The 13,228-nt window shown below is 63.7% G+C and carries 17 protein-coding genes and 1 pseudogene; 2 read left to right on the top strand and 16 right to left on the bottom strand.

Annotated features, from left to right (window positions below; genetic code table 11):
- A pseudogene (locus QWL29_RS25585) lies at positions 1 to 271 on the top strand (cyclic pyranopterin monophosphate synthase MoaC); the annotation flags it as partial.
- A 33-nt stretch (positions 272 to 304) separates the two neighbouring features.
- On the opposite strand, the gene modC reads toward QWL29_RS25585, so the two are convergent.
- The 6 genes from modC to QWL29_RS25555 form a co-directional block, all read right to left on the bottom strand.
- Positions 305 to 1,408, bottom strand: a complete 1,104-nt coding sequence (gene modC, locus QWL29_RS25580) for a molybdenum ABC transporter ATP-binding protein (RefSeq protein WP_305825677.1) — start codon at positions 1,406 to 1,408, stop codon at positions 305 to 307.
- On the bottom strand, positions 1,405 to 2,100 hold the full coding sequence (gene modB / locus QWL29_RS25575; RefSeq protein WP_305825676.1) for a molybdate ABC transporter permease subunit: 696 nt from the start codon (positions 2,098 to 2,100) through the stop codon (positions 1,405 to 1,407). The genes modC and modB overlap by 4 nt, the downstream gene beginning before the upstream one ends.
- A gap of 3 nt (positions 2,101 to 2,103) precedes the next feature.
- Positions 2,104 to 2,859, bottom strand: coding sequence for a molybdate ABC transporter substrate-binding protein (gene modA / locus QWL29_RS25570; protein WP_305825675.1), 756 nt, complete (start codon positions 2,857 to 2,859; stop codon positions 2,104 to 2,106).
- Between the two features lie 42 nt (positions 2,860 to 2,901).
- Positions 2,902 to 3,360 carry a molybdenum cofactor biosynthesis protein MoaE gene (locus tag QWL29_RS25565; RefSeq protein ID WP_305825674.1) on the bottom strand — a complete coding sequence of 153 codons (459 nt, stop codon included), beginning with the start codon at positions 3,358 to 3,360 and terminating at the stop codon, positions 2,902 to 2,904.
- A 1-nt stretch (position 3,361) separates the two neighbouring features.
- Positions 3,362 to 3,619: a molybdopterin converting factor subunit 1 gene (moaD, locus tag QWL29_RS25560; RefSeq protein WP_305825673.1), complete on the bottom strand. Its 258-nt coding sequence runs from the start codon at positions 3,617 to 3,619 to the stop codon at positions 3,362 to 3,364.
- 67 nt (positions 3,620 to 3,686) lie between these two features.
- On the bottom strand, positions 3,687 to 4,073 hold the full coding sequence (locus QWL29_RS25555; RefSeq protein WP_305825672.1) for a SirB2 family protein: 387 nt from the start codon (positions 4,071 to 4,073) through the stop codon (positions 3,687 to 3,689).
- A 360-nt stretch (positions 4,074 to 4,433) separates the two neighbouring features.
- Between QWL29_RS25555 and QWL29_RS25550 the strand changes: the two genes are divergently transcribed.
- Positions 4,434 to 5,036, top strand: coding sequence for a nitroreductase family protein (locus QWL29_RS25550; RefSeq protein ID WP_305825671.1), 603 nt, complete (start codon positions 4,434 to 4,436; stop codon positions 5,034 to 5,036).
- A gap of 37 nt (positions 5,037 to 5,073) precedes the next feature.
- Here the strand turns inward: QWL29_RS25550 and QWL29_RS25545 are convergent, their stop codons facing one another.
- From QWL29_RS25545 to QWL29_RS25500, 10 genes are all read right to left on the bottom strand, one after another.
- Entirely contained in the window at positions 5,074 to 5,325 is a 252-nt protein-coding gene (locus QWL29_RS25545; protein ID WP_305825670.1) for a hypothetical protein, read from the bottom strand.
- A gap of 102 nt (positions 5,326 to 5,427) precedes the next feature.
- The gene (locus QWL29_RS25540) at positions 5,428 to 7,923 is read right to left on the bottom strand and encodes an adenosylcobalamin-dependent ribonucleoside-diphosphate reductase (protein WP_305825669.1); all 2,496 of its coding nucleotides are present in this window, start codon (positions 7,921 to 7,923) and stop codon (positions 5,428 to 5,430) included.
- Between the two features lie 96 nt (positions 7,924 to 8,019).
- The gene (locus QWL29_RS25535) at positions 8,020 to 8,469 is read right to left on the bottom strand and encodes a putative zinc-binding protein (RefSeq protein ID WP_305825668.1); all 450 of its coding nucleotides are present in this window, start codon (positions 8,467 to 8,469) and stop codon (positions 8,020 to 8,022) included.
- On the bottom strand, positions 8,462 to 8,953 hold the full coding sequence (gene ubiT, locus QWL29_RS25530; RefSeq protein WP_305825667.1) for a ubiquinone anaerobic biosynthesis accessory factor UbiT: 492 nt from the start codon (positions 8,951 to 8,953) through the stop codon (positions 8,462 to 8,464). The genes QWL29_RS25535 and ubiT overlap by 8 nt, the downstream gene beginning before the upstream one ends.
- A gap of 25 nt (positions 8,954 to 8,978) precedes the next feature.
- On the bottom strand, positions 8,979 to 9,866 hold the full coding sequence (locus QWL29_RS25525) for a U32 family peptidase (protein ID WP_305825666.1): 888 nt from the start codon (positions 9,864 to 9,866) through the stop codon (positions 8,979 to 8,981).
- A gap of 17 nt (positions 9,867 to 9,883) precedes the next feature.
- Positions 9,884 to 10,930, bottom strand: coding sequence for a ubiquinone anaerobic biosynthesis protein UbiU (ubiU, locus tag QWL29_RS25520; RefSeq protein WP_305825665.1), 1,047 nt, complete (start codon positions 10,928 to 10,930; stop codon positions 9,884 to 9,886).
- 158 nt (positions 10,931 to 11,088) lie between these two features.
- Positions 11,089 to 11,493: a ribonucleotide reductase subunit alpha gene (locus tag QWL29_RS25515; protein WP_305825664.1), complete on the bottom strand. Its 405-nt coding sequence runs from the start codon at positions 11,491 to 11,493 to the stop codon at positions 11,089 to 11,091.
- Between the two features lie 44 nt (positions 11,494 to 11,537).
- On the bottom strand, positions 11,538 to 12,176 hold the full coding sequence (locus QWL29_RS25510; RefSeq protein WP_305825663.1) for a YitT family protein: 639 nt from the start codon (positions 12,174 to 12,176) through the stop codon (positions 11,538 to 11,540).
- A gap of 4 nt (positions 12,177 to 12,180) precedes the next feature.
- Positions 12,181 to 12,927, bottom strand: a complete 747-nt coding sequence (locus tag QWL29_RS25505) for a peptidylprolyl isomerase (protein WP_305825680.1) — start codon at positions 12,925 to 12,927, stop codon at positions 12,181 to 12,183.
- 145 nt (positions 12,928 to 13,072) lie between these two features.
- A partial coding sequence (locus tag QWL29_RS25500) for a respiratory nitrate reductase subunit gamma (RefSeq protein ID WP_305825679.1) occupies positions 13,073 to 13,228 on the bottom strand: 156 nt, incomplete at its 5' end.

Here is a 13,228-nt window from a genome sequence, read left to right as displayed (position 1 = left end):
GCAAAGGTCATCATTCTAGCCGAGTCGCAGATTTGCACCAGAGCCGTTGATTTCGATATCGATCGTGCAGCTCACAGTATTCACTGTCAGGCACGGGTCGAGACTCATGGCAAGACTGGCGTGGAAATGGAAGCTTTGACGGGCTGTACAAATTGGGTTGTTGACCATTTACGACATGTGCAAGGCAGCCGACCGCGGCATGGTGATGACAAACGTAAGGGTGCTGGAAAAACATGGCGGAAAATCCGGAGACTGGACTGCTGCGCTGTAAGCTGTGATCGCTGAGAATGATGGGTGCTTCCGTTTAAGACAGCAATGCCACGTGCTGCATCTGCACCCATACCTGTCGCCCTGGCTCGATACCGAACTCTTGTAATAGTCGGGCTCTGATCCTCGCCAAGAATGGCGTTGGCCCAACTCGCAACTGTACCAGTACCTCATCCGTGGAGGAGTTGGAAGCTGCTACGGCCGTAACCTCGGCAGGAAGCGCATTGGCGCTGCCGGACGACTGCGGACCGCTAAGCGACAGCCCGATATCGCGCGCATCGATGCGGCATCGAAGCCGGCTGCCGATCGATTCTGCGCGGCGCCCAACCGTCAGTGTCCCCCCTGGGAAGGCCAGGCACGACAGATCTCCGGCTTCATGCCCGGTTAACACGGCATCGAATACGGCGCCTATCTCGGGGCCCACGTTGGGCGGCAGGTCGACTCGTGCAAGTGTCTCTCCCAATGGACCACATGCCAGTACTTTCCCTTCGTCGAGGAGTACCAGATGGTCGGCCAATCGCGCTACCTCATCCGGCGCATGACTGACGTAGATAACTGGGATTGACAACTCATCGCGTAAGCGTTCCAGATAGGGAAGAATCTCGCGTTTGCGCCTGAAGTCGAGGGCGGCCAAAGGCTCGTCCATCAGGAGGACGCGGGGAGATGCCAACAATGCACGTGCGATGGCGACACGCTGACGTTCTCCGCCGGACAAACGTGCGGGACGCTGCTCCAGTAGTGCAGCGATGCCGAGCAGGTCAGCAATTGCTTCAAGCGCGAAGCGGCGCTCGTGCGCCGGAACCCGCTTCAGCCCGTATTCGAGATTACCGCGCACCGTCAGGTGGTCGAACAGGCTGGCTTCCTGAAACACGTAACCGAGTGCGCGCTTGTGTACCGGGACGAACACACCGCGTTCGTCATCCTGCCAGACTTCATCACCAAAGGACACCCGAGCGCCGGCGATACGCTCGAGGCCAGCGATAACGCGCAGACAGGTCGTCTTGCCTGAACCGGAGTGCCCGAACAGGGCGGTAATACCGGCCTGCGGGAGATCGAGGTCGACGTCGAGCGCGAAGCCGTCCGGCTCAGCTGCTGCACGTGCGCGCAGCGCAACATTAAACTGTACGCGTAAGCCATTCATGAGCGTGGACTCCGTATCGATTGAGGATAGAGTGTGTAAAGAGCGAACAGGACCACGAAACTGAACACGAGCATACCTCCCGCAAGCCAGTGTGCTTGCGTATAGGCCATGGCTTCGACATGGTCATAGATCTGGACGGAGACTACCCGCGTCTTGTCCGGAATATTTCCACCAATCATCAACACCACGCCAAATTCCCCGACAGTATGGGCAAAGCCTAGAACTGCCGCGGAAAGGAATCCTGGACGAGCCAAGGGCACGACGACTGTCCAGAAACTATCCCAAGGGCTTGCACGCAGCGTCGCCGCTACCTCGAGGGGGCGTTTGCGAATTGCTTCGAAAGCATTCTGCAGGGGTTGTACGGCAAACGGCATGGAATACAGAACCGAGGCCAGCACCAGTGCCTCGAAAGTGAATGGGTGGATGCCCATCCCGAGCGTCGCACTGATGCGTCCGAGCGGGCCCTCGGGGCCAAGTGTAAGCAACATGTAGAAGCCGAGCACAGTGGGTGGGAGGACGATTGGCAGCGCAACCAGGGCGCCGACAACCGGCTTCAGGGGCGAGCGCGTCCGTGCAAGCCACCATGCAAGAGGCGTGGCTACCAGCAGCAGGAGGAGAGTGACTACTGTCGCGAGTTTTACGGTCAGGCAGACGGCGGCGATATCACCGGCAAATCGGTCGAGGTCTTCCATGCGTCATCGTTCGTAGCCGTAGAAGCGGATGATCTGGCGCGCTTCGTCCGATTGCAGGTAACTTGCAAGTTCTCGGGCTGCCGGGTTGTTGGCACCTCTGGCGAGAACGACGGCGTCCTGACGGATCGGCGCATGGAGATCGGCCGGCACAACCCACGCAGAACCGCCGACAAATTTGCCTCCGCGGTAAACGTCGGACATTGCCACGAATCCCAGGGCCGCGTTGCCAGTCTTGACGAATTGGTAGGTCTGGGCGATGTTTTCCCCCTGAACAAGCTTGTCCTTCAAACCATCGAGAAGCCGGAGTTTCTCAAGCACGCCCATGGCGGCTGCGCCATATGGCGCTGTCCTTGAATTGGCAATGGCGAGATGCGTGAACGCACCGTTCCTGAGCACCGCGCCCTGTCCATCGACGAATGCGCTCTGGGCCGACCATAACACCAGCCGCCCGGTAGCATAGGTAAACGCGGTGCCGGGCACAGCCAGACCGTCCGATATCAACCTGGCAGGTGTCGCAGCGTCAGCCGCAATCAGCAGCGCGTAAGGTGCGCCATTCCTGACCTGTGCGTAGAACTTTCCGGTAGCACCGAAGGCAAGTATTGTCTTGTGACCGCTCTTTTTCTCGAACGCGGCAGCAATCTTGTGCATCGGCGCTGAGAAATTTGAAGCGACCGCCACGTGCACCTCAGCGGCGCAAGCGGGCGTAGCCATGGTGACACATACCTGTGCTAACAGCAGAGTTGTGAATATATTTTTCATTGTTCCCTCATGGTGAAAGCTACACCATGCTTGCGTGGCAGGCTAAGCGGGCGTGTGCCACTTCGCCAGGCTGGCCTCGTCGGAGGCCCGCGCTTCTACCCATTGCGCACCTCGTTCCGTCGTCTCCTTCTTCCAGAAGGGCGCTCTGGTCTTGAGGTAGTCCATGACGAACTCGCACGCGGCAAATGCCTCGCCGCGGTGCCGCGCCGCAACGGCCGCGAGCACGATCTGGTCGCAGCCTTGCAGGCTGCCGATTCGATGGATGACCAGGATGTCGGAGATTGACCAGCGTTGGCTGGCTTCCAGCGCAATGGCTCCCAGCGCAGCCTCTGTCATGCCTGGATAGTGCTCGAGCTCCATGTGCGACACGGCGCCCGTGCTGTTCATTTCGCGTACCGTTCCGACGAAGGCAACCACGGCGCCGATGTCCCGGTGGCCCGCCCGTAGCGACGCAATTTCGGTAGACAGGTCAAAGTCCTCGCGCTGAACCCGTACCTGCATGCTAGCCTCCCGTCACGGGCGGGAAGAACGCAAGCTCTGCGCCATCGTGCACGGGGCTGTCGATGCTACCCATGGTCTGGTCGACCGCTACGCGGAACGCGCTTGCCTCGGACAGGGCTTCGGCCCAGGCGCCGCCACGTGCACGCAGCGTTTGCAGCACGTCCTGGGCAGTACGGATATTGTCTGGCAGCGTCAGGTTCTCGAAGGAGACCCCAAGTGTCTCGCGCAGGCCAGCGAAGAGTCGCAGTTTGATTTGCATGGTTATCAGGTGAGAGTCGAATGAAATCGATGGAGCGGATTGATTCTGTTTTGCCCCAGTTCTTGCGCTAGGCCGGCAGGAACGGAAGCGGGTTCTTGGTGGTTGCGACGAGGACGATGTAAACGAACGTGAGCAGCGCCCCTGCCAATGCGATGGCGCGTACCCGCAGGCTTTTGCCGCGCTTCAGGGCCACCGTGCCTAGCAGGACGTAAGCGACAAGGGCACTCACTTTCGCTGTTATCCACGGCGCCTGGCCGGGATACTGGTGCGACCATGCAGCCAGGCCGAGCGCCGACGCGAGCAGGAAAGCGTCGACGACATGCGGTAGCGTCTTCACCCAACGGCGTTGCAGAAGGCGGGAGTCAGCCAGCATCCATCCGCCCCTGAGAAGGAAGAACCCTCCAGAGAGCGCCACGCAGGTCATGTGGAAATGTTTCAACAGTAAATAGTCCATGAGCAGCACTTTCTGTCACAGCGAGATTCTAGTGGTCTCGCCGGCCCATGGCTGTCGGCACGACGGCTTACTCCCGTCTAGTCATTCCGGCCTATGAGCCAAGCTGAATGGTCGAGTTCGCACGCGATCGACGCATGCGACAATGAGAATGTCGGCATGGTTCATCGCTCGCCCGAAGCGAAACAGGCAATCACTTCTTCAATACGTCGGGCCCGACGCCAAAGGATACGCTGGGTGCATGCCCGGCCAGTGCGCATGACCCGTGCGAGTTTGCTAAATGTTTCTCATCCGAGGACGACAGGACGCAATCCGATGAATCCTTCACACTACATCGTCCGATTCCGGGTAACAGAGGAAATCATGGAAGACTCAACCAATTCAACCCCAGGCTCGTTCACTGACCAACTGTGGTCCGTGCTGGCCGCACGTCGCAACACATCGCTGCGCCGCTTGTTGGCGCCAGGTCCCGACGAAGAGAGCTTGCAGCGCATTTGCGAGGCTGCCGGGCATGCACCTGATCATGCGAAGCAGCGCTCGTGGCGCCTCATCATGATTCCGGCACATAAGCGCAGTGAACTGGGAATGGCGTTCGTGGACGCGCTCGAACAGCGGGAACCTGGGCTCGACGAACCCGCTCGCAAGGCAGCCTACGACAAGGCGTTTCATGCCCCATGCCTGCTGGTCGCGATCCTGCGCGACGATCCGGTCCTGTCGGATGTGCCGCAGGCGGAACGCCTTATTTCACTGGGGTGCGCGATCCAGAACATGTTGACCGCAGCCGAGGCCCTCGGCATCGCCAGCGGCCTTGCCAGCGGGGCTTCGCTGGCATCCCCCGGCATGGGCCGCCTGCTGGGACTCCAGTCGAGCGAGCAGGCCGTTTGTTTCATCGGCTTCGGCAGCGCCGAGAGGCTCAAGGCTCCGCGCCCGTGGCCGCATCCCGCGCAATACCTGACGATACTGTGAGTACGCGCCACGATGTGCGGGTGCGGCAAAACGGCGTCTAGACACCGCCGCACGACCCGCAGCAGCCCCCGGTTCGGGTGGCACGCTGCAGCAGCGGAAAACCGGAGCGCGAAATGGTGGTGTCGATTTCCTGGGGAGAGGTCAGGTCGTCATCGTACCGCAGCTCGACCCGGCTGCTGCCCGCAGCGATCTCGACGGTGCGGATGCCGGCCATCGTTCGCAGCACGCCCAGCATTTTGTCGACGCCGGATTGATCGAGTACTGCATTCAATTGAAGAGAATGTTCCATGTTGGCTCCTTGGGATTGATATCAGGTAGATTCCATCGTATCCGTGCCTTGCGATGGTTTCCTTAAAGCAGTTCACGTTTTTCGCATTGTGCTCCCTGGTTGTCAGCCACAGCTGCCGATGTAATGGCACTCGCCGCAGCGTGCGCAGCCGTCGACCCTCTGCAAGGCACGCGCACCGCACTCGGGGCATTTTTCAGCTGGGCGCGCAGGTACGGCGATCGTTCCGGTTTCCCTTGTAACTGCGCCGACCAGGCTGGCGTGTGCAGCGCTGCGCAGCCTCAGCAAGCGGTCGAGCTCCGGCACCGGCACCTGGTTGCCATAGCTATCCAGGAAGCCTCGCCCGATCAGGACCCGTTGCAGCATGAAGGCGATCGCGGCCACCTCGGAGTCGTGGTAGACAGGCACCTGGACGCCATCCTCGCGCGTGAGGAAGCCGCAGCGCACGGGCCCTTTTTCCCATACCACTTCCCGCATGTCGCCCAGCGCCTTGGCGATCGAACTTCCGGCCCTCGCCGCCATCGACAAGAGGCGCATGGTCGAAGTGATCCATTGCTGGCCGTCGCTGCGCTGGTTGGCCGGCATGAAGAACTCGAAGGGCCGTTCGATTCGCACCTCGCGCCCATCGAACACGCCGTCGACCCGGATGAAGCTGATGGTGAGATAAACCGCTTTCTTGCCTTCCTGGGTGCTGTACTCCACCTTGGTGGTCACCGACTCGAGCTCGCCGATCGGACGGCTCTCGAAGCGCCTGCGCAGCGGATCCGTCTCGGCCGAGTTGGGCTGGGCGGGGGACGGGGCAGGGGGCGGCGCCGGGACGGCGCTCAGGACGCTGCCCGTGACGCTGTTCGGCCGGTAGGTGGCCAGCCCCTTGAGGCCGGCCCGCCAGGCACCGGTGTACAGGTCCTTGAACTCGCCGTAGGGATAGTCGGCCGGCACGTTGACGGTCTTGGAAATCGCGGTGTCGATATACGGCTGCACGGCCTCCATCATGCGCAAGTGGTCGTGCGCAGACATCTCCAGCGCCGTCACGAATTGCCGTGGCAGGGAGCCTTCGCCGACATCGTGGCCCAGGTGGCGGTAAAGGCGCCAGGCATGGTCCGCCACCTCGTAAGTCCGGGTGGTATCGTCCGGCATGCGCTTCTTGCGGTGGTAGACCCACGAAAAGGCCGGCTCGATACCGTTCGAGGCATTGTCGGCGAAGGCCAGGGAGATTGTTCCTGTCGGTGCGATCGACAGCAGGTGCGAGTTGCGGATTCCGTGGAGGGCGATCTCTGCGCGCAGGGCGTCCGGCAGGCGCTGCACGAACTGCCCGTCCAGGTAGCGCTGCGCATCGAATAGCGGGAAGGGGCCCTTCTCCTGCGCCAGCGCGATCGACGCGGCATAGGTTGCGTCGCGTAGTTCGCGGGCGATACGGGCCGCCATCTCGCGCCCCTCGTCGCTGTCGTAGCGGATCCCCAGCATGACCAGCGCGCTGCCCAGCCCCATGAATCCCAGGCCCACCCGCCGCTTGTCGCGGCCCTCGGCGGCCTGTTGCGGCAGCGGCCACTGGGTTGCATCGAGCGCGAGGTCGAGCATGCGCACGCCGATCGCGGCGACCTCGCGCATGGTGTCGAAGTCGAAATGCGCATCGATGGTGAACGGACTGCGCACGTAATGGGTCAGGTTGAGCGAACCGAGATCGCAGCATCCGTAGGGCGGCAAGGGCTGCTCGCCGCACGGATTGGTGGCCGCCAGGCGCTCGACGTAGTACAGGTTGTTTTCCGCGTTCATGCGGTCGATGAACAGGACGCCCGGCTCGGCATGATCATAGGTCGAGTGCATCACCTTGTCCCACAGGTCGCGGGCGCGCACCCGCTGGTACACCCACAGGCCGTCATCGCGCCGGTAAGCGCCGTCGGCCATCGCGTCCGGGCCGGGTTCGGCCTGGTGGCGCAGCTCGATCTCGCCGTCGCCGAGGACTGCCGCCATGAATTCGTCCGTCACGCCGACGGACAGGTTGAAATTGCTGAATGCGCCGCCATCCTTGGCGGCGATGAAGCGTTCGACGTCGGGGTGGTCGATGCGCAGCACGCCCATCTGCGCACCGCGTCGCGCACCTGCCGACTCGACCGTGCGGCAGGACGCGTCGAATACTTCCATGTACGAGACCGGCCCGGAGGCCCGGGAACGCGTTCCGCGCACGACGCTGCCCGCCGGGCGGATCGGACTGAAGTCGTAGCCGACACCGCCGCCGCGCCGCATGGTTTCGGCCGCTTCCGCCACGGCGGTGTAAATGCCGGGCAAACCGTCGTGGCTGCCGGTGATCGAGTCGCCCACGGGCTGCACGAAGCAGTTCATCAGCGTTGCCTTGATCCCCAGGCCCGCGGCTGAGTTGATGCGGCCTGCAGGGACGAAACCGCGCTCCTGGGCCCACAGGAAGCGTTGTTCCATCTCCTCGCGCAAAGGCTCGGCTTCGTGGCTTGCCAGTGCGCGCGCAACGCGCGCGCGCACCTCGTCGATACTGTTTTCACTGCCCTTTGCGTATTTCTCGCGCAGCACGTCGACCGACACCTCCTGGGGAGGCATGGTTGCTGCGAACATGTGGTCATTGGCGTTCATGGTTGTCGGGATAGAGGGATCCGCATCGGATCCGGTTGGTTGATCTGCAACGCCATCAACTATCCGCGCAAAGCCACGAGGCTGCCTTAAACTGGTTTAAGAAAAGACCGTCTGCGGGCCGCCATCAGCCTCCACCTCGGACACTGGTGCACCGGCAGGGGCGGGGCCACGCTCACGGTCCAGGTTTTGCAGTTCGCCCGCAATGCGCGCCACCATCGCTTCAGACTGTTCCGGATCGAAGTCGGCATGGTAACGCTTCCTGACGCCGTGCTCGCCCAACTGCCAATGCAGGTCCGGCTCGACACCGTGGCGCGCCAGGCAGCTTCTCGCGCAAAGCAGCGGGCAGCCGTCGATTACCGCCACCGGTCGTCCGGACTTGGCGAGCTTCACCAGGGATGGCACGTCTCCACCGACTCCGGCGATACAGGACATCTCGGCGGTGCCGAGCCGGTCCAGTGCAAGGGCGATGTGGTTGGCCATCTGCGCTGCGCTGGAACAGCCCGAGCAGGAGTATACGAGCGGGAAGGTGGACCGATCCTTAGGCATGCGAGCCTCCCCTCCGTGACGGACGGACCGAGCCCGGACGGCGCGGCAGCAGGCCATTCAGCGAAAACGGCGGCGAGAACAGCGGTTGTTCGATCGCGTCGAGGGTGTTCTTCACCAGCAGGCCCAGTTCGGTATCGCCTTCCATGACGAGCCGGCGGCTGAAGAACAACGTGTCGGGATCTTCCTTGTGTGCGGCGAGCAGGGCGAAATCGCGCATGCTGGCGCTGATGCTCAGGTCGGCATTGTCCGCCCGTCGCGCCGCGGAAAAGGCACTGCCGTTCCAGCGGAAGTCGAAGGCGATTCCCGCGTCCAGTGCGCGCAGGCGCAGGCGTTTGCCGGCGAGGCCGGCGCGTACGTCGTCGGGCAAGTGCCGCGCCACTACCCGGTTGAGCGCGGCGGCGAACAGGCAGGAACCCGGATAGGCGGGCAGCAGGGACAGCAGGCGGCCGACGGGCGCCGGCAGGTGTTGTGGTGGGTAATGCATGGTTTCCTCGTCAGTCTGGCCGCGGTCAAGCGGCTTGTTTGTCAAGTCCGGGCACGCCGTGCCAGAAGCCGTCGCAGGCAGCTGCCGGCATCAGGGGCGCCATGTGCTTAGCCGCGTCGCTCCCGCGCATGCGGCCTTGCAGTGCCGCGTGCACCAAGGCGACGATGTCGATCATCAGGGCGGACTGGGGACTCAGGCCCACCACGTCCACCCCCATCGCGCGCATGACGTCGAACTGGTCGACCAGGTTGTAGACCAGGGCCGACTGGGTCTGGATGCCGTTCAGGACCAGGAAGGGCTGCTTCTCGCGCGTTGACATGAGCAAGCCGTCGGGATGGTCGATGCAGCTGAAGCGGCAGTCGTCCTTCGGAAGGTTGCGGTGGCGCGCCGTGAAGCAGCGCGCCGAGAATGCCAGCGGCAGGCGGCCGTAGGCGAATACTTCGGTCTGCAATGTCGCCGGTTTATCCCCAAGCAGGGCGGCCAGGCCGCCGCGCGACATCTCCAGGGGCATGATCCAACGGGTGGCGCCGGCCTTGGCCAGGATCGCCAGCGATTGCGCGCTGTAGAGGTTCAGATGAGGTCCGGCGACGAAGGGATGTCCGTTCATGCAGTGGACGGCGCCGAAGTCGTTCGCTTCGACCAGGTAGCGGCCATTGCCGGCGATTCGGCGCAGGGTGCCGAGGTCCGAGCTCGATTCGATCAGGACCTGGGTCGACAGTACGACCTGCTTGCCGGCCTGTTCCAGCATGGCGGCCAGCGCCAGCCAGTCGCTCAGGCGCAGTTCGTGGCGGCGCGAACAGACGGCTTCACCGAGATAAACGATGTCGATCGGGGCGGCCGCCATCGCCTCGTAGAAGGCGAAGACGGTGTCGCGCGGCCAGTAGTATTGGATGGGACCGAGGGCAATCTTCATGGGCGGCTCCGCACGATTCATTTCCAAGGGCGGTGATAGGCGCCCAGCGTATGCTGCTGCCCCTCCGCCACCTTGTCGAGTTCGGCCATCCAGGCCGGCCGCACGGAATAACGCTGCCGCTCGGACGTGCACAGGTCAATGGCATCGCGCCAGACCCGCGTCACCTGCGCAACGTAGGCCGGGCTGCGCTGCCGGCCTTCGATCTTGACGGCGCGCGCGCCCAGCTGGACCAGCTTGGGCAGGATCTCCAGGGTGTTCAGGCTGGTGGGCTCCTCCACCGCATAGTAGGTATCGCCGCCCACGTCGAAGCGGCCCTTGCACAGCGTCGGGTAGCCGGCGTGCTCGGACGCGTCGTAGCGGTCGATCAGTACCTCGTTGAGGCGGGCCTCGAGGCCGGCTTGCGTAGGCTGCCAGCGTACAGCCTTGGCAGGCGAGCACACTCCGTGGGTATTCGGTGACTCCCCGGTAGCGTAGGACGACAACTGGCAACGGCCCTCCACCATGACGCACAGGCTGCCGAAGCCGAACACTTCGATCTCGACCGACGTGTTGCCGATCACCTGCTCGACCTGGGCAAGCGAGAGCACGCGCGGCAGCACTGCGCGCGCAATGCCGAAGTGGCGGTGGTAAAAACTGATCGCTTCCGCATTCGTGGCCGAGCCCTGGACCGACAGATGCAGCCGCAGCTCAGGATGCACGCGCGCCGCATACTCCATCAGCCCTGGGTCGGCCAGGATCACGGCATCGATTCCTGCCAGTGCCGCACGGTCGATGGCCTGGCGCCACACATCCCAGGCGCCAGGCTGCGGGTAGGTGTTCAAGGCCAGGAAAACCTTGCGGCCGCGCCGGTGGGCATACTGGATGCCGTCGGCGATGGCCGCATCGCTGAAGTTCAGGCCGGCGAAGTTGCGCGCATTGGTGGCGTCGCGAAAGCCAAGGTAGACGCAATCAGCGCCATTGTCCACTGCGGCCTTGAGCGCGGGGAGACTGCCGGCAGGACAGACGAGTTCGACCGGAGCGCGCGCCGGTGCCGCGCGGCTTTCATCGGATAGGGTAAATGACATGGATAGTGACGCGAGTAATGACGGCCAGGGGCCGTGCTGTCGATCGGTGCCGGCATCGCGCCGGCGCTCCGGGAAAACCGCCGTTCTCCCATGTCATGACTATAGCGAGGGCATACCTCGCCTGCCTTAAACTGGTTTAAGGTCCGCGCAGGATCTTGCTAGAAAAAGCGCACCGGCTGCCCCTCCGGATCGAAGGCTGCGAAGCGATCGATGGCGCCACGGTGCACGGCATCGATCATCATCTTCAAGGCGCGCTCGACATCGTTGCCTGCTGGCGGCTGGCCGTCGCGGCCCGGCAGGGCCGCCACGAACACCATGTCCCATGGCTGGCCGGTCTGGCGCGACTCCTCGGCCAAAGCGGCGAAGCTGGCCAGTTCGGCAGGCGATTTGTCGACGCACATCACAGGCGCCAGTGCGCCGCCGGCGCCGGCCTCGAAGCGCTTCTTCTGGCCGGGAGAATGCTGTTGCGGCAGCTCGGCCGCGGCGAATACGAACAGCAGTTGCTGCGGCTCGTCCTGGGCGCGGGCGGCGGCCAGGAAATCGTCAAAATTGTTGAGTTCCATGATAAGGGTCCGGAAAAAATGCCAGTCTGCCACGCGGGTCCGGATCAGTGCGCGAGATAGCGTCCGGGCCGGTGGTTGATCGCCAGTGTCAGGTTGAGCACCGCCGTGCCGGCGAGCGACAGCAGCCAGGCCGAGGGAGTGAGCAGCGCCAGCGAGGCCAGCAGGATGAGAGCGTCGATGGCGAGCTGCACCAGGCCGGCGCGCCAGCCGAAGCGCTCCTGCAGGTAAATGCAGAGGATGTTGAAGCCGCCCAGGCTGGCGCGATGGCGGAACAGCATCAACAGGCCCACCCCGACCAGGATACCGCCCATCAAGGCGGCGTACAGAGCGTGCACCCGGGCCAGCTGGAGGGCACCCGGCAGCAGCTCGGTGCTCAGCGAGAACAGCAGGACCGCGCCGAGCGTCTTGAGGGTAAAACGCCAGCCCAGCTTGCGCAGGGCGAATGCATATAAGGGGAGGCTCAGCACAAAGAAAATCTTGCCGAAAGCGATGCCGGTCGCATAGTGGAGCAGCAGGCACAGTCCGGCCACGCCGCCGGTGACCAGTCCCGCGCTGCTCATCAGGGTGACGCCGAGCGAGACCAGCATGGTGCCGCCGACCAGGGCCTGCAGGTCGTCCAGCACCGAGTGCGGGACCGGGTGCGGCACACCCGGCGCGGCGATCGGCTGTCCTGTGCCGGCCATCGCCTTACTGCACCAGCGGCGTGTCGGCGCCTTCGAGCGTCACACCTAGGATGTCGGCCCGGCCCACCAGCAGTTGCAGGTACTGGTGCACGCCGCGCTGCCAGGCCGCCGTCGCAAGGTAGTCCGCGATCTGGGCACGCACCGCCTCGAAGGGCAGCAGCCGGCCTTCCACCCGGCGCAGCACCTGGACGATATGCAGGCCGAAGCGGGTCTCGAGCAGGCGTTCCGCCAGCTGGCCCTCGTCGAGGCGGAACAGGAGCTTGTCGAACTCGGGCACGCATTGGCCGCGCGACAGCTGGCCAAGGTTGCCGCCGACCGCGCCGGACGGGCAGTTCGAATACTGGCGCGCCAGTTCATCGAAGCGCTCGGGCGCGGCGCGCAAGGCGTCGAGGACCGATTCCGCCGTGTCGCGCACCAGTTCCAGCGGCACGCTGGGCGTGACCTGGAACAGGATGTGGCGCGCCTCGACCATCTCGCCGTTGGTGAAGCGTTGCGGGTGGTTGCGGTAGTACTGGGCGCAGGCGGCTTCGTTGGCCTGCGGCACCCGTACTTCCTGCGCCAGCAGGGCTTCGACGCGGGCATCGTCGTCCTCACCCTGGATGTCCAGCCGCGTGGCTTCCTGCAGCAGCAGGGTGCGCAGCACGACTTCGTGCACCGCTTCCTTGAGCGGATTGACCGCGTGCTGGTGGTGCGGCAGTTCGCGTTCGATGGCGCTGTCGTCGATGTCGACGCCGTTGACGGAGAGTCCCATGATGCTTCCTTTAGCGANGCGCAGCACGACTTCGTGCACCGCTTCCTTGAGCGGATTGACCGCGTGCTGGTGGTGCGGCAGTTCGCGTTCGATGGCGCTGTCGTCGATGTCGACGCCGTTGACGGAGAGTCCCATGATGCTTCCTTTAGCGAGGGCGGACCAGCTGGAACGCGCGGCCCAGGTAAGTCACGGCGCCGAAGCCGCTCCACACGTGCACCAGGCGGGTGAACGGGAAGATGACGAACAGCGACATGCCCATGAACAGGTGCAGCTTGAACACCAGCGGCGCGTCGACGATGAA

This window comes from Massilia brevitalea, assembly GCF_030711405.1.
GTDB classification, from domain to species: Bacteria; Pseudomonadota; Gammaproteobacteria; order Burkholderiales; family Burkholderiaceae_D; genus Telluria; species Telluria brevitalea.
This window is presented reverse-complemented; position numbering and strand designations above follow the sequence as displayed.